This window comes from Noviherbaspirillum malthae, from assembly GCF_015352985.1.
GTDB lineage: Bacteria > Pseudomonadota > Gammaproteobacteria > Burkholderiales > Burkholderiaceae_D > Noviherbaspirillum > Noviherbaspirillum malthae.
The window spans coordinates 544314-562511 of sequence record NZ_JACYXF010000002.1; the positions used below are offsets into that span (position 1 = coordinate 544314).

Annotated in this window: 21 protein-coding genes and 1 tRNA gene; 15 read left to right on the plus strand and 7 right to left on the minus strand. The window is 56.9% G+C overall.

What is annotated here, in order from left to right:
• Nucleotides 1-17: 17 nt before the first annotated feature.
• Nucleotides 18-506 (minus strand): DUF2721 domain-containing protein, encoded by a 489-nt coding sequence (locus IGW03_RS06345; RefSeq protein ID WP_194721715.1) that lies wholly within the window; start codon nt 504-506, stop codon nt 18-20.
• A gap of 453 nt (nt 507-959) precedes the next feature.
• Between IGW03_RS06345 and IGW03_RS06350 the strand changes: the two genes are divergently transcribed.
• The 3 genes from IGW03_RS06350 to IGW03_RS06360 all read left to right on the plus strand — a co-directional run bounded on the left by IGW03_RS06350 (nt 960) and on the right by IGW03_RS06360 (nt 4108).
• Entirely contained in the window at nt 960-2114 is a 1155-nt protein-coding gene (locus IGW03_RS06350) for a sensor histidine kinase (RefSeq protein ID WP_194721650.1), read from the plus strand.
• Nucleotides 2111-2755 (plus strand): response regulator, encoded by a 645-nt coding sequence (locus tag IGW03_RS06355; RefSeq protein WP_151637254.1) that lies wholly within the window; start codon nt 2111-2113, stop codon nt 2753-2755. Before IGW03_RS06350 ends, IGW03_RS06355 begins: the two co-directional genes overlap by 4 nt.
• Before the next feature lie 471 nt (nt 2756-3226).
• Complete coding sequence (locus IGW03_RS06360) at nt 3227-4108, plus strand: Crp/Fnr family transcriptional regulator (protein ID WP_228535091.1); 882 nt, start codon at nt 3227-3229, stop codon at nt 4106-4108.
• A 162-nt stretch (nt 4109-4270) separates the two neighbouring features.
• On the opposite strand, the gene IGW03_RS06365 is transcribed toward IGW03_RS06360, so the two are convergent.
• From IGW03_RS06365 to IGW03_RS06375, 3 genes are all read right to left on the minus strand, one after another.
• Nucleotides 4271-4981 carry a phasin family protein gene (locus tag IGW03_RS06365; protein ID WP_194721651.1) on the minus strand — a complete coding sequence of 237 codons (711 nt, stop codon included), beginning with the start codon at nt 4979-4981 and terminating at the stop codon, nt 4271-4273.
• Nucleotides 4982-5138: 157 nt separating this feature from the next.
• Complete coding sequence (phbB, locus tag IGW03_RS06370; RefSeq protein ID WP_194721652.1) at nt 5139-5885, minus strand: acetoacetyl-CoA reductase; 747 nt, start codon at nt 5883-5885, stop codon at nt 5139-5141.
• A 247-nt stretch (nt 5886-6132) separates the two neighbouring features.
• Nucleotides 6133-6606: an Lrp/AsnC family transcriptional regulator gene (locus IGW03_RS06375; protein ID WP_194721653.1), complete on the minus strand. Its 474-nt coding sequence runs from the start codon at nt 6604-6606 to the stop codon at nt 6133-6135.
• 133 nt (nt 6607-6739) lie between these two features.
• Between IGW03_RS06375 and kynB the strand changes: the two genes are divergently transcribed.
• The 6 genes from kynB (at nt 6740) to minE (ending at nt 11658) form a co-directional block, all read left to right on the plus strand.
• Complete coding sequence (gene kynB, locus IGW03_RS06380) at nt 6740-7387, plus strand: arylformamidase (RefSeq protein ID WP_228535093.1); 648 nt, start codon at nt 6740-6742, stop codon at nt 7385-7387.
• A complete protein-coding gene (gene kynU, locus IGW03_RS06385) occupies nt 7384-8634 on the plus strand; it encodes a kynureninase (protein ID WP_194721655.1) in 1251 nt (416 codons plus the stop codon). Before kynB ends, kynU begins: the two co-directional genes overlap by 4 nt.
• Nucleotides 8635-8645: 11 nt before the next feature.
• Nucleotides 8646-9491: a tryptophan 2,3-dioxygenase gene (kynA, locus tag IGW03_RS06390; protein ID WP_194721656.1), complete on the plus strand. Its 846-nt coding sequence runs from the start codon at nt 8646-8648 to the stop codon at nt 9489-9491.
• A 259-nt stretch (nt 9492-9750) separates the two neighbouring features.
• On the plus strand, nt 9751-10551 hold the full coding sequence (gene minC, locus IGW03_RS06395) for a septum site-determining protein MinC (RefSeq protein ID WP_194721657.1): 801 nt from the start codon (nt 9751-9753) through the stop codon (nt 10549-10551).
• 25 nt (nt 10552-10576) lie between these two features.
• The gene (gene minD, locus IGW03_RS06400) at nt 10577-11392 is read left to right on the plus strand and encodes a septum site-determining protein MinD (protein WP_194721658.1); all 816 of its coding nucleotides are present in this window, start codon (nt 10577-10579) and stop codon (nt 11390-11392) included.
• Between the two features lie 2 nt (nt 11393-11394).
• Complete coding sequence (gene minE, locus IGW03_RS06405) at nt 11395-11658, plus strand: cell division topological specificity factor MinE (RefSeq protein WP_194721659.1); 264 nt, start codon at nt 11395-11397, stop codon at nt 11656-11658.
• Between the two features lie 138 nt (nt 11659-11796).
• Here the strand turns inward: minE and IGW03_RS06410 are convergent, their stop codons facing one another.
• Nucleotides 11797-12126: a hypothetical protein gene (locus tag IGW03_RS06410; RefSeq protein WP_194721660.1), complete on the minus strand. Its 330-nt coding sequence runs from the start codon at nt 12124-12126 to the stop codon at nt 11797-11799.
• A 242-nt stretch (nt 12127-12368) separates the two neighbouring features.
• On the opposite strand from IGW03_RS06410, the gene IGW03_RS06415 reads away from it, so the two are divergent.
• From IGW03_RS06415 to IGW03_RS06430, 4 genes are all read left to right on the plus strand, one after another.
• A complete protein-coding gene (locus IGW03_RS06415; protein WP_194721661.1) occupies nt 12369-12725 on the plus strand; it encodes a hypothetical protein in 357 nt (118 codons plus the stop codon).
• A 3-nt stretch (nt 12726-12728) separates the two neighbouring features.
• Nucleotides 12729-13229, plus strand: a complete 501-nt coding sequence (locus IGW03_RS06420) for a hypothetical protein (RefSeq protein WP_194721662.1) — start codon at nt 12729-12731, stop codon at nt 13227-13229.
• Nucleotides 13230-13361: 132 nt separating this feature from the next.
• Nucleotides 13362-15590: a YgiQ family radical SAM protein gene (locus IGW03_RS06425; RefSeq protein ID WP_194721663.1), complete on the plus strand. Its 2229-nt coding sequence runs from the start codon at nt 13362-13364 to the stop codon at nt 15588-15590.
• 219 nt (nt 15591-15809) lie between these two features.
• Nucleotides 15810-15953 carry a hypothetical protein gene (locus IGW03_RS06430; protein ID WP_194721664.1) on the plus strand — a complete coding sequence of 48 codons (144 nt, stop codon included), beginning with the start codon at nt 15810-15812 and terminating at the stop codon, nt 15951-15953.
• 60 nt (nt 15954-16013) lie between these two features.
• Here the strand turns inward: IGW03_RS06430 and IGW03_RS06435 are convergent, their stop codons facing one another.
• On the minus strand, nt 16014-16391 hold the full coding sequence (locus tag IGW03_RS06435) for a hypothetical protein (protein ID WP_194721665.1): 378 nt from the start codon (nt 16389-16391) through the stop codon (nt 16014-16016).
• 252 nt (nt 16392-16643) lie between these two features.
• Here IGW03_RS06435 and IGW03_RS06440 point away from each other — a divergent pair, with 252 nt between their 5' ends.
• Nucleotides 16644-17054, plus strand: coding sequence for a response regulator (locus IGW03_RS06440; protein WP_194721666.1), 411 nt, complete (start codon nt 16644-16646; stop codon nt 17052-17054).
• Nucleotides 17055-17195: 141 nt separating this feature from the next.
• On the opposite strand, the gene IGW03_RS06445 is transcribed toward IGW03_RS06440, so the two are convergent.
• Nucleotides 17196-17270, minus strand: a tRNA-Val gene (locus IGW03_RS06445).
• An 86-nt stretch (nt 17271-17356) separates the two neighbouring features.
• On the opposite strand from IGW03_RS06445, the gene IGW03_RS06450 reads away from it, so the two are divergent.
• A complete protein-coding gene (locus tag IGW03_RS06450; RefSeq protein ID WP_194721667.1) occupies nt 17357-18163 on the plus strand; it encodes a tyrosine-type recombinase/integrase in 807 nt (268 codons plus the stop codon).
• Nucleotides 18164-18198: the final 35 nt, after the last annotated feature.

Sequence of the window (18198 nt, forward strand, 5' to 3'; positions counted from 1 at the left end):
CAACGGCACCATCAGATTTAATGACGGCTTGTCGTATCCGATCGCTTCTTCGCTGCAATCTGCCTTGCAATATGAGGATTTCGGATGGATATGGTTTTGGTTGCCACGAAGATTTCACGCAATAAATAAACGAAACTGCCGATAAGAGCAAACATTCCCAGGACGAAGCAAAACCCGATAAATCCGGCCAGGCCAAGGTTAAGCGCATCGCCGATAAACAGCGAAGCGACAACAATACAAACGAGCAATCCGCAAGAAGTGCTTAGGGTAATGGCGCGATTGATCAGGTGCGCCCGGCGGTAAAGATACTCGAGTTCCAGATAAGCATCTGTATGGTCTGCTGCAGTAGTGGCGTTGATTCGGTCTTCGAGAATTCTTGATCGATCGATGATGCGCGCCAGTCGATTCGTCAGCACGGTTAGCTTCGTCCCTACCCCCGTCAAAAGGAACACAGGTGCAATAGCCAGTTGAATGATGTGGCTGATCTCTCCGAGCTGGATATCCATATTCATAGTATTGGTCGAGAAAATGGTGCCGGCGGAGATCGCGCAGTCGGGCGTGCTTGAGCGAGCGCAAATCGTTTAGTACCTCACGGAACCGTTGGAAGGCGGCGCTTACTATATAGCAATCGCGGAATTGTGCATTCTCAATCTCATGTGATTTTCATCAGTCGATCCGATTTTTTCGCGGTCCGACCATGACATATCCTAGGCACCACTGTTCAAGGATATTGTTTTCATCAAACCCTTTGATTCTTCTGCTCGATATGATCGGCTTGCATGTTCAGAAAAGATATTCCGATTTGTCGTGCCATAACTTATGCAGAAGCATCGGTCCTTTGAAGCGTCGAACAGGCTACACCCAGCTTCCGTCGTCAGGGATTTCGCGTGGCATACAGACAGCCTTCGAAATTAGGCAAACATCTACCAGGCAATAGAGAAATTGTGATGACAACTTACTTGGAATCCGATACCGGGCAACTACCGAATTTCATTACCACACTCGCCCGCTTTCCCGCAAACAAAGTAGGTCCATCGCTATTGTCCATTATCGAATCGGCGATGGACGGCGTTATCGTTGTAGATGCCCAGCGTCATATCGTATTGGTGAATCAAAAGGCGGAACGCATTTTTGGATACAGTGCCGACAGCCTGATGGACAAATCCCTCGACATCCTGCTGCCGCACCGGCTCGGCGGTGAACAGCGGCGACGGCTGGATCGCCTTTCCACCGCGAGATTCACTGCCCGCCGGACCAAAGTGGAACTCAAGGGCATGCATGCCAACGGCGACCAGCTCGTCATGAGTACCAGCATTGCCCGCGTCGCCGTGCACGGCGAACTTTACCTTGCTCTGATTCTCCATGACGCGGCCACAGGGAAACCGTCTCGCGAACTCAATCAGCGTCCCGTCAGACCGGCCGACCTGAGGAAGTGGGCAGCCTCGACCCAACAGGCCACGGAGGTCGAAAAACGCCGCTTTTCGAAAAAGCTCTACGATGACATCGGCCAACGGCTAAGCGTGCTCAAACTCGATCTGGATTGGCTGGAGAACAGCCTTCCTGCAACGGACGACGGTCTGCCGGCGCGGGTTGCACAGATGCAAGGGCTGCTGGACAACGTGATCACCATGACAAAAAGCATGGCGTCGGCTCTGCGCCCTCCTCTGCTGGATGATTTCGGCCTGCTCGCCGCGGTGGAATGGATGGTCGACAGCTTTCAGAAGCGCAGCGGTATTAATTGCATCATCGAAACTTCGGGTCGCCCGCAAAAGCTAGATGACGCCATCGAATCCGCATTGTTTCGCGTGATTCAGGAAAGCCTGTCGAATATTGAAAGGCATTCTCATGCAGGAACAGCAAAAATTGCTTTTTCACATACAGACTGTCAACTCGATGTTATGATTCAGGATGATGGTATCGGCATGAGGCCTGGAAACGAACATAAGCCGGGTTGCTACGGCCTGATTGCGATGCAGGAACGAATCTTCGTGTTGGGAGGTACAATCAGCATACGTAATGCCGATCCACATGGGGTAATTATTCAAGTTTCAATACCTGTTGAACCTATTTTTCCCATAGAACAGACATCTATACCACCGACAAGCAGCCTATGATTCGTATCGTAATCGCCGACGACCATACTATTATGCGTGAAGGCTTGAAACGCATTCTCGATGGAGCTGACGACATTGAGGTTGTCGGTGAAGCCGTAGACGGTTTCGAAGCATTGGCACATGTACGCAAAGGCGGATTCGACCTGCTCATGCTGGACCTATCCATGCCGGGCCGTAGCGGTGTCGAGCTGATTCGTCAAATCAAGGACGAAGTCCCGAAGCTTCCCATCCTGATCTTGACGATGCACGAAGAAGAGCAATATGCAGTGCGCGCAATCCGCGCCGGTGCACGCGGCTATCTGACGAAAGAAAGCGCCGGCACCCAGCTGGTGAGCGCAATCCGCAAAGTCGCGTCCGGACGTCCCTATATCAGCCTGGAGGTGGCGGAGCAGCTGGCAATGGATGTCATGCCTGCCAATGAGGACTTGCCTCACAAGCAACTGTCCAACCGTGAGTTCGAGGTGTTTACCCTGCTGGTCAGCGGCAAGTCGATTACCGAGATCGCGGACTTCCTTCACTTGAGCGCAAAAACCGTCAGTACCCACAAGACACGCATCCTCACCAAGATGAACATGAATTCGTTGGCGGAGATGGTCCAATACGCCGTTCAGCATCGTCTTCTCGGTCCCTTGAAAAACTAGGCCAAACTTACTCCGGAAGGCTTTTGCGGTCCTTTCACATCGCCTCTTCACGCAGCTTTCCATAACCCTTCCTGCCACTCTGCAAGCCAAGTCTTCAATGACACTTGCGTTCCCGTCCTGCATCCTGGCTGTGTGAAACAGCAAGTATGTGCCTGCGCATGATCAATATCGCCATATCGGTTCTTGCTTGAGTCAAGCTTCCGCTCAGAAAATGTTACGCTGATTTGTAGGCATAATCCTACAAGAGGCATATCTCTCCTACATTTCAATTCAGCCCCTCCCGATAGCCAAAGTCCTGTTGCAGTTGCGATACTGGCTACCTCATATGAAATGCAACAAGCAATCGACGCAGGTCCGATGTTCTAGATCAAAACTCTTGATTGCAAGGATTGAACAAATTGGCGGCGACTACCTTATGCATGCCTGTCCGTATTGCATGCATTCACTGAATCACTGAATTAGGAGATGGCTATGTTGTCAACTCAAGCATCCGATGTCCGCACCGACTCAACAACGTCAGCACTACATTCGTCTTCCGTCGAAGCGGGTTGGCAACGCCAGGGCAAGCTTTGGTCCAACTTGAAGGAACTGTGTGATGTGTTGCGCATTCCCTCTGCGGCCATTCATACCGATGAGGAACTGCTGTTTCAGCATGTACAGTTCAAGACCGGCCAGCGTATTCACACCATCGGCCAACCGTTCGACACACTGTATATCGTTCATTCCGGCTTCCTGAAAACCGTGCTGATCGATGAGTTCGGCAATGAGCAGGTGCTGAGTTTCCCGATGAAAGGCGACCTGTTCGGCGTGGATGGCATCCATACCAAGCGTTATGCTTCCGAGGCCGTCGCCCTGTCCAATTGCGACCTGATCCTCTTGCCGTTCAAGAAGCTGACAGCACTTGGACGCGCACATGTGGAGTTCGAACACGCGATGTACAGCGTCATGAGCCGCGAACTGGTGCGCGAGCAGGCAATGGTCAGCATGCTCGGTGCGCTCAGCGCCGAAGCCAGGGTGGCGCGTTTCCTCGTCAATCTGTCCGAGCGCTATGCCGACATGGGCTATTCCAGCAAGCTGTTCAATCTCCGCATGACCCGCCATGAAATCGGCAGTTATCTCGGCCTGACCCTGGAAACGGTGAGCCGCACACTGTCCGCATTCAACGAGATCGGCCTGATCACAGTCGACCAGCGTTCCATTGGCATCAAGGATGTCGAGGCATTGCGCACCTTGCGCCGTTTGCCCCCTTCGAGTTCGAGGGCAAAGCAGGTTGCTGCAAAGAAGTCCAAAGCCGCCACTCAGCAAAACGACCAGTCCGATCCGGATTGGGGTACCCAGTTGGCCAGCGCCTGATCTTCCCGCCGCATCCAGGCCGCAAAGTAAAAAGCCCGTCTTGCGACGGGCTTTTTTGCTTCGGATGGATCAGAAACGATTGCCTGTCGGCAGATACAGAACTCGTTCACTCACGGGAGACTGCCCTGCCCGGACAATCCGGCCTTCAGGTCGAATTGCTGCTTACTTTTTCTTGCCGCCCGGGGCTGTCCCGTGTTTGCGCTCGGCATTCGATGCGAATGCCTCGGCCGCAGATTCACCTGCCTGCGCGGCAGCGCTCACACCGGCGTCGGCCGCCGATGCGATGCCGCTTTCAGCGCTTTCCGCAATATTGCGAGCAGCGCCGGCAGTCCCATTGACATAGCGTGAAGTCTGCTGCGCGGCCGAGCCGACGGCATCGTTGAATGTCGACAGGTTACGCTGAGCGAGAGAACTGGCTTCCTTGAACGCATTCTGCCAAACCGAAAACAGGCTCGTCACCGGATTCGGATTGAAAGCAGTGTCGCCAGCAGGCTGCGTTACGGAAGTATCGGCCTGAGATTTGAAGCCGCTTGTCGTCTGACTGCGCATTTGCTCGACATAATCCTGCACGCCCTTGCCAAGCTCGCTTTGCATTTCCACGACAATGCGGACCAGTTCGCGCTGGTAATTGACGGCCTGGTCGGAGTTGCGCGCCGCCATGCCGGACTGCCAAGCCGCGCCGATCGAGGCAGGGTCCTTGGCCTGGGTAAATGCCTCGGCAAAATTGAGTTGCTCATTGACGGCGCGCTGTGCTGCGCCTCTGACAACCTGGTCAATCTTCTCGGTGCTCGAAAAAATCGTGTCGAGAAAGCGTCGTGAAGCTTCGATTTGAGTCTGATACATGCCCAAGAAGGGATTTGCCATGTTTTGCATTTGTCGTTCCTGAGATAAGCAAGAAAAGGAGAACCTTTACGGTCAGCGCTATTCTCTGTGGATTCCGCAGCCGACGGACTTGGCCATGCACCGTGCTTGAGCCACGTCAATCGCATGTCGATGCCTTTTCGCGCTCGGCTGCCGGCTTCCGCATACGTCAGTACATGTGCTGTCCGCCGTTGATCGCGATATTCGCTCCGGTCAGGAAACCGGCCTCTTCCGAACACAGGTAAGCGACAAGGCCGGCCACTTCTTCCGGCTTGCCCAAGCGTCCGACAGGAATCTGCGGAAGAATTTTTTCCTGGAGGATCTCGTTCGGAATCTGCATCACCATCTTGGTACTCAGATACCCCGGAGAAACGGTATTGACCGTAATGCCCTTGTTGGCGACTTCCAGCGCCAGCGCCTTGGTGAATCCATGCACGCCGGCCTTGGCTGCGGAATAATTGGTCTGGCCGAAAGCACCCTTCTGCGCATTGACCGACGCAATATTGATGATGCGGCCCCACTGGTTTTCCAGCATGCCATGCATCACGAGCTTGCTCATGTTGAAGACGCTGTCCAGATTGGTCCTGCGAACGGCGAGCCAATCCTCGTGCGACAGTTTTCGCAGGGTCGCATCGCGTGTAATACCGGCATTGTTGACAAGAACATCGATCCGTCCAACGTCCCGCAAGATCTGCATGACGCCGGCTTCGCAGGAAGACATGTCGGAAACGTCGAGGCAGGCCGCGGCAAAATCGTAGCCTTCGCCCTTGCGTTCGCTCAGCCACGCCTTGGCGTCGGTATTGGAGGGTGAGTAGGTAGCGACCACCTGAAAACCGGACCGGTCAAGCTTCTTGCAGATCGCTTCTCCCAGTCCGCCCATGCCACCTGTGACAACTGCTACGCGCTTGGTATCCATGGCGTCTCCTTGCATTCGTATAGGTGTTGTCGATGCTTCCAGCTTGCCGTTCCCGTGTGCATGTGTGCAGTTATGCGCACATCGCTCGCAGCACCTGTCAACCGGACGAGACAGATCCGGTCCGATCGATCGGAAACCGGACGAAGCCGGGCTTGCATCGGAAGAGTTTGCAGACAGGTTGGATTGACGGTCCTGTGTTTGGTTTCGCACCGATCATGCCGCCCTCTTCGGTTCGGCAGCTTGCACTCTAATCGCCGAGAAGTTCGGGAGCGATCGTCTGCGTGTCCTTCAGGGTCTGCAGCACGATGTTGGACCGGATGTCCAGCACCCCGCTCGTCCTGTACAGCTTTTCGAGCACGAATGCCGAAAAATGCTTGAGGCTGCGCGCCCTCACCCTGAGCAGGTAATTGGCTTCGCCGGTAATGATGAAGGAACCGACGACTTCCGGCCATGCCTGCAGTGATGCAGAAAAATTCTCATGCCAGTGCTCGACGTCGCGGCGCATGGTGACCTGAACAAAGGCATCGACTTCCAAGCCCAGCGCAGCCGGATTCAGGATCGCACTGTAACGGCTGATCATGCCTGCTTCCTCCAGCAGACGTACCCTGCGCAAACATGAGGACGGCGACAGAAAGACCTTCTCGGCAAGCTCAAGATTGCTCATCCGCCCATCGGTCTGCAGCAGATTGAGAAGCTTGATGTCAATGGCGTCCAGAGTCATTCGAATATCTCTTCATAAATTTCTATTTTGGTGAAATTTAATTCTATCTTGAAGCAAAAGCTTCGTCGATTTTGAAGAAAAAATCGGTTCGCAGCGTCATAAAATGCACAGACCATCTACCGAGAACATGCAAATGCCCACCTCCACCTTGCTATGGGACATCAGTCCCACGCTTTCCACGGCGATACCGGTCTGGCCGGGCGATACGGCCTACAGCGCCGAGCCGACCTGGAAGATCGAGCATGGCTGCCCGGTCCATGTCAGCCGGATCACCATGTCGACCCATACCGGCTCCCATTGCGATGCGCCGTCCCACTACGACCCGGCAGGCGAAGCCATCGACGCGGTGGCGCTGGACCCCTATCTCGGCCCCTGCCGCGTGATCGACTGCATCGGTGTGAAGCGCGTCGAGCCGCATCATGTGGAGCGGGCTCTGGAGAACTGTCCACCGCGTGTGCTGCTGCGCACCTACGCCAAGGCACCGCAGGACCGCTGGGACTCCGGGTTCGCCGGCGTTGCTTCCGAGACCATTGCACTGCTCGCCCGCCATGCCGCGGTGCTGGTGGGCATAGACACGCCTTCGCTGGACCCCCAGGAATCGAAAACCATGGATGCCCACCACGCTGTCCGCGCCGCCCGCATCGCCATACTCGAAGGCATCGTGCTGGATGACGTTGCGCCCGGCGACTATGAACTGATTGCCTTGCCCCTGAAACTTGCCGGCCTGGATGCCAGCCCGGTACGCGCCGTGTTAAGGCGCTTGAAAGGAGATTTCGAATGATGTTGCGTTCCGACTGTACCGCCATGGATGCCGGCGACCCGCTGCGCGCCCTGCGCGACCGGTTTGCCTTGCCGTCCGGCGTCATCTACCTCGACGGCAATTCGCTGGGCGCGCGCCCGAAAAGCGCGCTCGACCGCGCAAGGCAGGTGGTAGAAGCGGAATGGGGCAATGACCTGATTCGCAGCTGGAACAAGGCAGGATGGTTCGACCTGCCCGCGCGCCTGGGAGCGAAGCTTGCTCCGCTGATCGGCGCCAAGCCGGATGAGGTGGTGGTGACCGATTCCACTTCCGTTAACCTCTTCAAGGCACTCGCCGCGGCGCTGCATCGGCAGGAGGAATTGCGTCCGCAGGACAAACGCAGAGTCATCGTTACCGAGCGCGCCAACTTCCCGACCGATGTCTATATCGCTCAGGGCCTTACCTCGTGGCTGGACCGCGGCTACGAAATCAAACTGATCGATTCGCATGAGCAGCTGCCGCAGGCAATCGACGAGACAACCGCTGTCGTCATGCTCACCCATGTCAATTACCGTACCGGGCGCATGCACGACATGCGGGAAGTCACGGCATTGGCCCATGCGCGCGGCGCGCTGATGCTGTGGGACCTCGCGCACTCGGCCGGCGCTGTCCCTGTTGACCTGAACGGGGCCGATGCCGACTTTGCAGTCGGCTGCACCTACAAATACCTCAACGGCGGCCCCGGCGCACCGGCATTCATCTGGGTGCCTGCACGCCATCAGGAAGCATTCCGCCAGCCTCTCTCCGGATGGTGGTCACATGCGAGTCCGTTCACGATGCAGTCCACGTTCGAGCCGATCGAAGGAATACGGCGCGCACTGTGCGGCACCCAGCCCATCGTCTCGCTTGCAATGGTCGAATGCGGCCTCGAGATCTTCATGCAGACTTCAATGGGAGCGATCCGCACGAAGTCGCTGGCGCTCACCGACCTGTTCATCGAACTGGTCGAGACGCGCTGCAGCCGCCACCCGCTGGAGCTGGTCACACCACGAGACCATGCGCAGCGCGGCAGCCAGGTCAGTATCGCGCATCCGCACGGCTATGCAGTCATGCAGGCGCTGATCGAACGCGGCGTCATCGGCGACTATCGCGAACCGCATATCATGCGCTTCGGCTTCACGCCCCTCTACACCAGCTTTGCCGATGTCTGGGATGCGGTCGACACGCTTGCCGACATCCTCGACCGCGAACAATACGACCTGCACGCCAAGCGCGACGCGGTCACTTGATGGAGACAGGAATGGAAAAGGAAAAAGACAAGGATTCCGCATCCTGGCACGGCGCCAGAATGGATTTCAGCACCACGATGAGCTACGGCGACTATCTCGGCCTTGACCAGATTCTCTCCGCCCAGCATCCGCGCTCACCGGACCACAACGAGATGCTGTTCATCGTTCAGCACCAGACGAGCGAACTGTGGATGAAGCTGATGCTGCATGAACTGCAGGGCGCGCGGCGCCAGATGCATCAGGGCGATTTGCCGCCGGCATTCAAGATGCTCGCGCGGGTGGCGCGCATCATGGATCAGCTGGTGCATGCCTGGGATGTGCTGGCTACCATGACGCCGCCCGAATACACGGCGATCCGTCCTTACCTCGGCCAGTCCTCCGGCTTCCAGTCGTTCCAGTACCGCGAGATCGAATTCATCCTCGGGAACAAGAATCCGGCCATGCTTAACGTGCACTCGACCTCGCCGGAAGCCCATGCACGGCTCGATGCCGCCCTGCGCGCGCCGTCCATTTACGACGAAGCGATCCTGGTCATGGCGCGTGCCGGCCTGCCGATCGACGAAGCCAGATTGAATGCCGACTGGACCAGGCCGACAGCCGCCGACGAGTCGGTCAAGGCCGCCTGGCTGGAGGTGTATCGCAATCCGTCCAAGCATTGGGCGCTGTATGAACTGGCCGAAAAGCTGGTCGACTTGGAAACCGCATTCCGCTACTGGCGCTTCCGCCACGTGACCACCGTCGAGCGCATCATCGGCTTCAAGACGGGCACCGGCGGAACCGCAGGCGCCAGCTATCTGAAGAAAATGCTGGAAGTCGTTCTCTTCCCCGAACTCTTCGCGCTGCGCACCGCTCTGTAGTTCGAATCCCGGCCCGCGGCATGCGCCGCAATGGCAGGAACAGCAATGGAAACATATTGAAAATCAGGAGGATAGCGCGGCTGCAACAGGTATAATATGCCGCAAAGCACAGAGCGAGTGGTGAGCAATTGTTCAATGCGCTGCAGAGAAGTTCGCTTTCCCCCTCATGTTCGGGCCGCTTTCGACGCGGCCCGATTCATTTGGCGGACCGGACGTTCTATTTTGCTCATGCAGGTTTCGCCATTACCGATACGCACCTATGTCAAAGAACCAAGGCAGCAAGCCTTTCGAACTCAAGATTTCAACGGTCGTCGCCGTGTCGGCGATCCTGCGCACGACCGAGCTGGCCGCAATCGACGCGGCGTTGAAGCAGGCCACAGGCGGCGCCCCGGATTATTTTGATCATGACCTGGTTGTAGTCGACGTCAGCGGCTGCGGACAAGACATCGGCGCTCTCGACTGGCCTGCCCTGACCTCGCTCTTTCGCAGTTACCAACTCAATCTCGTCGCCGTTCGCGGTGCACCTTCGGAACTGCAGCCGCAGATCGTCGCTCACGGCTTGAGCATCGATACCCTCGCCCAGCCGCGCCAGGAAGCGCGGGAGGCTGAAGCGGTCACGATCCATGAAGCGGCCTCGCCCGCTGCACCGGTTGCGCAACCGACGCCCCCGGCTCCTGCCGCGACGGTGGCTCCCGTCGTGGAGCGTGTCGAAGTGCCGACCGCCATGCCGGCGATGATCGTCGATGTGCCGGTCCGCGCCGGGCAGCGCATCTATGCCCGCGGCTGCGACCTGATCGTCAATGCCATCGTCAACAATGGCGCCGAGCTGATCGCCGACGGCAGCATCCATGTCTATGCGCCGCTGCGCGGACGCGCGCTGGCCGGTGCCAGCGGCAATGCCGGTGCCCGGATTTTCACCTTGAGCATGGAAGCCGAGCTGGTTTCCATTGCAGGTGTTTATCGCACGTTCGACGGCGGCTTATCCAAGGATCTGGCGAAACAGCCGGCTCAGGTCCGTCTTGAAGGCGACCGGATAGACATTCTGTCCATTCGCGCTTAGTCATTTGTCTATTAAGGAGTTTTTTGTGGCCAAAATCGTTGTTGTAACGTCCGGCAAGGGAGGCGTCGGAAAAACCACCTCCAGCGCCAGCTTTGCATCCGGGCTCGCCTTGCGCGGACACAAGACCGCAGTGATCGATTTCGACGTCGGCCTGCGCAACCTGGATCTCATCATGGGCTGCGAACGCCGCGTCGTGTATGACCTGATCAACGTGATCAACAATGAAGCCACGCTGAACCAGGCGCTGATCAAGGACAAGCACTGCGACAACCTGTTCGTCCTGCCCGCGTCCCAGACGCGCGACAAGGAAGCACTGACCGAAGCAGGCGTCGAACGCGTCCTCAACGAACTGGCGAAGATGGATTTCGAGTACATCGTCTGCGACTCGCCCGCCGGCATCGAGCATGGTGCCGTGATGGCGCTGACCTTCGCCGACGAAGCCATCGTGGTGACCAATCCCGAAGTCTCGTCGGTGCGCGATTCGGACCGCATCCTCGGCATCATCCAGGCCAAGTCGCGCCGCGCGCTCAAGGGCGGCGAACCGGTCAAGGAGCATCTGCTGATCACGCGTTACGTGCCCAAGCGCGTCGAGGCGGGCGAAATGCTCTCCTACACAGACGTGCAGGAAATCCTGCGCATTCCGCTGATCGGCATCATCCCCGAGTCGGAATCGGTGCTGCACGCCTCCAACCAGGGCAATCCGGCGATCCACATAACCGGCTCGGATGTCTCCGAGGCTTACCAGGACGTGGTCGCACGCTTCCTTGGACATGAAGTGCCGCTGCGATTCACCGCATACGAAAAACCCGGCCTGTTCCAGAGACTTTTCAAAGGTAGGTGAACATGGCGCTGCTCTCATTCCTCTTCAACAGCAAGCCCAAGACCGCGAGCGCTGCCAAGGAACGTCTGCAGGTCATCATCGCGCGCGAGCGCAATGGCCGCGACGGCCCTGACTTCCTGCCGGCCCTGCACAAGGAATTGATCCAGGTGATCTCGAAGTATGCGAAGGTCAACGCCGACGACATCAAGATTTCTCTCGATCGCCAGGGCAACCTGGAAGTGCTCGATGTAAACGTCGTGCTGCCGGATGCTCCTCCAGCCAATTAAGACGACGTGACTTTGAATATGGGCACTGCCTGACTAGCCTGCTTCCAGGACCGGTCAGGCAGTGACTTACTGCATTGCAAGGCACACTGCCGGGCATCCGGACCGCCAAGCGGGCCGGAAGTCCAGCGAGCCCCCTCATCAATGCAGCTGATGCTTCAGATCGGAAAGCTCGCGATGCGCCTGCATCACGACATCCCGCAGGCCGCTGTCCATTTCTTCCGGCGCATGCTCGCATGCGTCCTTCGCCCGATCCCCGATCTGCTCCAGGTCATCGATATATTGACGGATGCGGCTTTCATCCTGTGACTGCATCATGTCATTGGACTGCATGATCCGCTGGTCCAGCAGCTGCATGCTGTCCTTTACCGCCATCGGAACACCGTTGGTCGATTCGCAACGCCGGGCGGCATCGTGAATGGTGCTTTCCACTTGGCTCAACCGTTGCCGCAGTTCGTTGGTCTGCATCATGGTGCGTCTCCTTTCAATGAAGATTGTCTAAGACAAGGCCTAGTTGGATAAGCCCCCTCCGTCCGAGTTCCAATGGCATTGGAGCAAGTCCGGGCTTGCAAGGAGCGCTGGCCATCGCTCTTCGCTACGCAATTTGCGTCGGCCTGAAAGAACTCAATAGATGACAATTTGTCAAAATTTCGACACTCTTCGTCACCATGACAAAACCACTGTAACGTCCTGTTCAATTGCTGGAGACAATCATGAGCTACCTGCGTCCGCGTTTCCTCGTCGTCATGATGCTCGGTCTTCTTTTTACCGAACTTGCGTGGGCTCATGATCCGCATTGGAAGACTGTCTCCTCCATGCCGTCGGGAATTCAATCCGTAACTTCAGGACCCAACGCATGGCATTACAGCTATCCTTCTCCTAGAATTTATACTTACCCTCCCGTCACGACGGTGCCGGTCATTCCGAAGGCTTATCTGGAGCAGAACGCAAGGGAAATGCAGCAGAACAACTGGCATTTCTACTGCCGCAGCGGCCAGGCCTACTTTCCCTATGCGCAGGACTGCCCCGGCGGATGGGAAGTCGTCAGCCTGTATCCGGAACTGAGATGAATCATGAAACCCGACTTTGCGACCTCGACTGCATTGATCTGCCTGGCATTGCTGACGAGCGCCTGTACCACCCCTCCTCCCAATGCACCCAGCGTGATGGTCCTTCCCGGAAGCGGAAAAGACTTCCAGCAATTCCGCGCCGATAATGAGCTTTGCCGGCAGTTCGCATCCGAGCAGCTGAACAACGCCGGCGGCGAAAACGCGATCAGTGCCAGCGGCATCGGCTCGACCGCACTGGGCACGGCACTCGGCGCGGCGGCCGGTGCCGCAATCAATGGCGGGCGCGGCGCGGCAGCCGGCGCCGGCGGCGGTTTCGCGCTGGGCGGACTGTCCGGAGTCAATGCCGCGCAAACCACGGCCGGCCGGCTGCAGCAGCGCTATGACATCAGCTATCAGCAATGCATGTATGCGAACGGCCATCGAATTCCGTCCGGCGGCGGCATCATGGGCCAGTTTTTCAACGGCTATTCCGAAAGGCCTGCCAACTCACCGCCGATACGCTGAAAATAGAATGCAGCCTCGGCTCGTGGCTGCAACTCGTGCGCCGCATGCCGGTCATAGTCCGTTCGTCCCGCCGCCCTCGCCTGCTTGCCTGAAGCGCTGCGTCCATGCATTTCCGGTACAATCCGCCCCAACATGAATACCCCGAAGAACCTGTTTTCCTACCCCCGTTTCCGGCCCGATTACACGAATCCGGCGCACTTCCTGCCGATGTCCCGCGCCGAGATGGACATGCTCGGCTGGGACAGCTGCGACGTCATCCTGGTCACGGGAGATGCCTACATCGATCATCCCAGTTTCGGCATGGCGCTGATCGGCCGGCTGCTGGAAAAACAGGGATTCCGGGTCGGCATCATCAGCCAGCCTGACTGGCAGTCGGCAGATGCGTTCCGGGCACTCGGCAAGCCCAATCTGTATTTCGGCGTCACCGCCGGCAATATGGATTCGATGATCAACCGCTACACCTCCGACCGCAAGATCCGCTCGGAAGACGCCTATACCGCCAACGGCGATCCGAACAAGCGCCCCGACCGCGCAGTGACCGTCTACGCGCAGCGCGCGCGTGAAGCCTTTCCGGATGCCAATATCGTCATTGGCAGCATTGAGGCCAGCCTGCGCCGGATTGCGCATTACGATTACTGGTCGGACAAGGTGCGGCGCTCGGTGCTTCCCGATTCCAAGGCGGATATCTTGCTCTACGGCAATGCCGAGCGGGCGCTGGTCGAACTGACGCACCGCCTTGCCGCCGGCGAACCGATCAAGTCCATCCGTGATCTGCGCGGCACGGCATTCATGGTGTCGCGCGACTGGAAGCCTGCTCCTGACTGGAGCGAGGCGAACTCGACGCGCTACGACACGCCCGGCCGCGTCGAACCGCACGCCGATCCGTATGAAATGAAGACGAAGGAGCCGTCAAGCTGCGCGACTGATGCAGCTGCTCCGTCTGCTCCAGTGGAAAAGCCGGTACTGATCCTCAGCCGCGAAGAACGGCAGGCGGCGCTCAAGGAACAGCGCAACAAGACTGTCGTCCGGCTGCCTGCCTATGAGGCGGTGAAGGACGATCCCGTGCTTTATGCGCACACCTCCCGCATCCTTCATCTCGAATCCAATCCAGGCAATGCGCGTGCGCTGGTGCAGGCTCACGGCGAACGCGACGTCTGGCTGAATCCGCCGCCGCTGCCGCTGGCCATGGACGAGATGGACGGCGTCTACGACCTCACCTATGCGCGCGCGCCGCATCCTTCCTATGGCAAGGCCCGCATCCCCGCATGGGAAATGATCCGCTTCTCGGTCAACATCATGCGCGGCTGCTTCGGCGGCTGCACCTTCTGCTCGATCACCGAGCATGAAGGCCGCATCATCCAGAGCCGCTCCGAGCCATCGATCCTGCGTGAAATCGAACTCATCCGCGACAAGACCAAGGGCTTTACCGGCACCATTTCGGACCTGGGCGGACCGACGGCGAACATGTACCGTCTGGCCTGCAAGGACAAGAAGATCGAGGAGTCGTGCCGGCGCCTGTCCTGCGTGTATCCCAGCATCTGCGTCAATCTCAACACCGATCACAGCAAGCTGGTTCAGCTCTACCGCAAGGCGCGCGCGATCCCGGGCATCAAGAAGATCCTGGTCAGCTCGGGACTTCGCTACGACTTGGCCGTTCGTTCACCGGAATACGTGAAGGAACTGGTGACCCACCATGTCGGCGGCCTGCTGAAGATCGCCCCGGAGCATTCCGAGGATGGCCCGCTTTCCAAGATGATGAAGCCGGGCATGGGCTCATATTATGCGTTCAAGGAAATGTTCGAGCGCTTCTCGAAGGAAGCCGGCAAGGAACAGTACCTGATCCCCTACTTCATCGCCGCGCATCCCGGCACGACCGACGAAGACATGCTCAGGCTGGCGCTCTGGCTGAAGCAGAACAACTTCCAGCTCGACCAGGTACAGACTTTCCTGCCGACGCCGATGGCCATGGCAACGGCGATGTACCACGGACGCAAGAACCCCCTGCACAAGATTTCGGCAGATTCGGAAACGGTGGAGACGGTACGCACCGGCAAGATCCGCCGCCTGCACAAGGCCTTCCTGCGCTATCACGATCCGGAGAACTGGCCGATGCTGCGTGAGGCACTGCAGCGGATGGGCCGCGCCGACCTGATCGGCAACAGCGACCGACATCTTGTTCCTCGTTACAACCCGCCGGCCGTTGGTTCAGGCGGTAAACCTGCTGCGAGGACCGTATCGAGAAATTTCAACCCGGCCAGAAAGCCGGGCACATCCATGTCGGTGTCACCTGATCGCAAACCCAAACCTTCCGGCAACCGGGCTGGGAAATTCGGTATGGCGCCCAAAACAGGCAGGAAATGACTATCGTTAAAGATGCAACAGAAATCCATCGAACACGTTTTCTTGCAAAGAAAGCATCGAATTTCCATTAGCACATTTGCAATTATTTTTGCAAGTCAACTCTATTTGCGTATTCTCAATCAAATATTTTAAAAAGTTGCCTAACAGACTATTGATTCAAAGAAGCTGATCTATACAATGATCCAAAGCAATCGATTGCTTTAGCTCAACGGAGACAGCATGAACCACGTACATCAAGACGCAGTTGTCATTCAGCCGGAAAAAAGCTTCAACTACAACAAGCTGCAAGCCGTACTGTGCATGGCATCGTCGGCCGTAGTCAGTATCGGCATGATCTACGCGGCGGTTCAGTGGCTGTTCTGAGAACGGTCCATTCATTCGTCCAGATGAAGGACGTCTTCCCGTCCTTCACTCCCCGCCTAGTTACCTCTCCACGTAACTGAGATACAGGTAACTTGCCATCAGCAGCATCAGCACGATGCACGCAAAGGCAAACCCGATGCCAGCGCTCATGCAGAACAAGGCCGCGTACAGGTAATTGCTGCTGTGCGCCGGCATGCCAATCATCACATCCGACAGCACCCGCATCAACTGCATCATGCAGATTGCGATGCCTACCCATTTCCACATGTAAAACGGCAATACATTGCGCTGTTGCCGGTTGTATCGATAATTTGCGATTCGCTGTTCGACACTGCCGCGCCCTGCATCCCTGAATTTCCAGAACGGAATGGCGAGCCGCCAAACATGGAGTAGAAAAAATTTCAACTTCTGGAACGGCATGCGCTCATTACTGTTCATAGGTTCATCGCCTCCTGATGCTTAGTCAGGATTTCAGACTTGCCGTTCACGGGCTCCGCTGGAGTGAAGCATGATCCAAACGGTCTCGATGGCGCATTTCCGCTCCCGGGTTTGGAGTCGTTCGATTGGAATCTGGAAATTCGAATCACGCCAAACGCGACCGAGCGGGAGTGCTAAAAAATCTGCGCACCCGCTGAGTCGCCTCAAATGATGCCTGAGGAGAAACAGCGGATATTTCGTTAAAATTTTTCCATGTCTCATCTCATCCTTGTCGTCGAAGACGACCCGCTTGATATCGAACTCGTCCGGATCGCCATCGAAAGATGCGAGTTCGTGCATGAACTGGCCATCGCCCGCGACGGAGAAGAAGCGATCGACTTCCTGTTGGCCTCGGGCGCGCGCACCTCCCGGCCCCGAAAGAATCCGGCGGTGATTCTGCTCGACCTGAAATTGCCCAAAGTGAATGGTCTGGAAGTGCTGCAGAAAATACGGCGGACGCCTCATCTCATGTCCATTCCGGTGATCGTGCTCTCCGCATCGTCGGAAGAAAAAGACATGCAGGCAGCGGAAGCGCTTGGCATCAGCAGCTATATCGTGAAGCCTCTGGAATGGCGCGGCTTCAGCGAGAAGCTTTGCCAGGCGATGGAGATGCAGGCTGAGTGAACGGTGTCTTCGTGAACATTGCGGACATCTGTTGATGAAAGCAATTCCACCTGAAGCCGGAAAAGCAAAAGGCCTGCAAATGCAGGCCTTTGTTTGAGTCATCTCCGCAAGGAACTTCCGGTGAGATGTCGTCTTGAATTCTGGTGGACAGTACTGGGATTGAACCAGTGACCCCCGCCGTGTGAAGGCGGTGCTCTACCCCTGAGCTAACTGTCCGGGAGGCGAGGACTCATGCGGGTTCGCGACCATCTACGTACAAGATTTCTATATTTCGGACCCACTCCTGACCCAAAGGAGTGGACATGGCCTCGATAAGACAGCGTAACGACAAATGGCAAGCACGTGTACGCCGCAAAGGATTGCCAGCAATTGAAAAAACGTTCCTGACCCGTCTGGAAGCTGAAAAATGGGCGCGATTAGTTGAGAGCGAAGTCGAACGTGGATTATTTATTGACCGTACGGAAGCGGAACGAACTTTGTTCGCTGATATTCTGTTGCGCTACAAGAACGGAGTAACACCTCAGAAGCGAGGTATGACGGCGGAGGCGATTCGTATTGATACCCTCATCAAATCAACGCTCGGACAGTACAGTATGGTGGCACTCACCTCAGCGGTGATCGCACGATGGCGCGATAGTCGATTGAAAAAAGTGTCAGGTTCAACAGTCAACCGAGAGCTAAATATCATTTCGGCGGTAATCAATGTCGCAATGCGAGAGTGGAACATCGCCCTCCCCCAGAACCCTGTGACAGCAATCAAACGACCACCTTCAAATCAAGGACGAGATAGGAGACTTGAGCCGGACGAAGAGAGACTGTTGCTGAACGAGTTGACAATCACGCCACGAAATCTGGATGGGACATTTTCAGGTATGCAAAACACTTGGCTGAAGCCGCTGGTCCAGTTCGCCCTTGAAACAGCGATGCGTCGCGGTGAACTTCTTAGCCTTACATGGGATGATATCGACCTAACTCGTCAGATTGCACGCTTGTCAATGACCAAGAATGGTACGTCGAGAGCCTGTCAGGATTTCTGTGTAAAGCGGGGTCATGAAATAATACCGAAAGGGATGTTCCATGACCGACGCAATGACCACCAAGAAGCCTAAAAAGCAGAAAGCACCACCGCCGTTTCCGGTCGAAC

Excerpts from the sequence above, each read along its gene's own strand:
- IGW03_RS06345 (WP_194721715.1), bottom strand. The coding sequence starts at position 506 with ATGGATATCCAGCTCGGAGAGATCAGCCACATCATTCAACTGGCTATT.
- IGW03_RS06355 (WP_151637254.1), top strand. The coding sequence starts at position 2,111 with ATGATTCGTATCGTAATCGCCGACGACCATACTATTATGCGTGAAGGC.
- IGW03_RS06360 (WP_228535091.1), top strand. The coding sequence starts at position 3,227 with ATGTTGTCAACTCAAGCATCCGATGTCCGCACCGACTCAACAACGTCA.
- IGW03_RS06365 (WP_194721651.1), bottom strand. The coding sequence starts at position 4,981 with ATGCAAAACATGGCAAATCCCTTCTTGGGCATGTATCAGACTCAAATC.
- phbB (WP_194721652.1), bottom strand. The coding sequence starts at position 5,885 with ATGGATACCAAGCGCGTAGCAGTTGTCACAGGTGGCATGGGCGGACTG.
- IGW03_RS06375 (WP_194721653.1), bottom strand. The coding sequence starts at position 6,606 with ATGACTCTGGACGCCATTGACATCAAGCTTCTCAATCTGCTGCAGACC.
- kynB (WP_228535093.1), top strand. The coding sequence starts at position 6,740 with ATGCCCACCTCCACCTTGCTATGGGACATCAGTCCCACGCTTTCCACG.
- kynU (WP_194721655.1), top strand. The coding sequence starts at position 7,384 with ATGATGTTGCGTTCCGACTGTACCGCCATGGATGCCGGCGACCCGCTG.
- kynA (WP_194721656.1), top strand. The coding sequence starts at position 8,646 with ATGGAAAAGGAAAAAGACAAGGATTCCGCATCCTGGCACGGCGCCAGA.
- minC (WP_194721657.1), top strand. The coding sequence starts at position 9,751 with ATGTCAAAGAACCAAGGCAGCAAGCCTTTCGAACTCAAGATTTCAACG.
- minE (WP_194721659.1), top strand. The coding sequence starts at position 11,395 with ATGGCGCTGCTCTCATTCCTCTTCAACAGCAAGCCCAAGACCGCGAGC.
- IGW03_RS06410 (WP_194721660.1), bottom strand. The coding sequence starts at position 12,126 with ATGATGCAGACCAACGAACTGCGGCAACGGTTGAGCCAAGTGGAAAGC.
- IGW03_RS06415 (WP_194721661.1), top strand. The coding sequence starts at position 12,369 with ATGAGCTACCTGCGTCCGCGTTTCCTCGTCGTCATGATGCTCGGTCTT.
- IGW03_RS06420 (WP_194721662.1), top strand. The coding sequence starts at position 12,729 with ATGAAACCCGACTTTGCGACCTCGACTGCATTGATCTGCCTGGCATTG.
- IGW03_RS06425 (WP_194721663.1), top strand. The coding sequence starts at position 13,362 with ATGAATACCCCGAAGAACCTGTTTTCCTACCCCCGTTTCCGGCCCGAT.
- IGW03_RS06430 (WP_194721664.1), top strand. The coding sequence starts at position 15,810 with ATGAACCACGTACATCAAGACGCAGTTGTCATTCAGCCGGAAAAAAGC.
- IGW03_RS06435 (WP_194721665.1), bottom strand. The coding sequence starts at position 16,391 with ATGAACAGTAATGAGCGCATGCCGTTCCAGAAGTTGAAATTTTTTCTA.
- IGW03_RS06440 (WP_194721666.1), top strand. The coding sequence starts at position 16,644 with ATGTCTCATCTCATCCTTGTCGTCGAAGACGACCCGCTTGATATCGAA.
- IGW03_RS06450 (WP_194721667.1), top strand. The coding sequence starts at position 17,357 with ATGGCCTCGATAAGACAGCGTAACGACAAATGGCAAGCACGTGTACGC.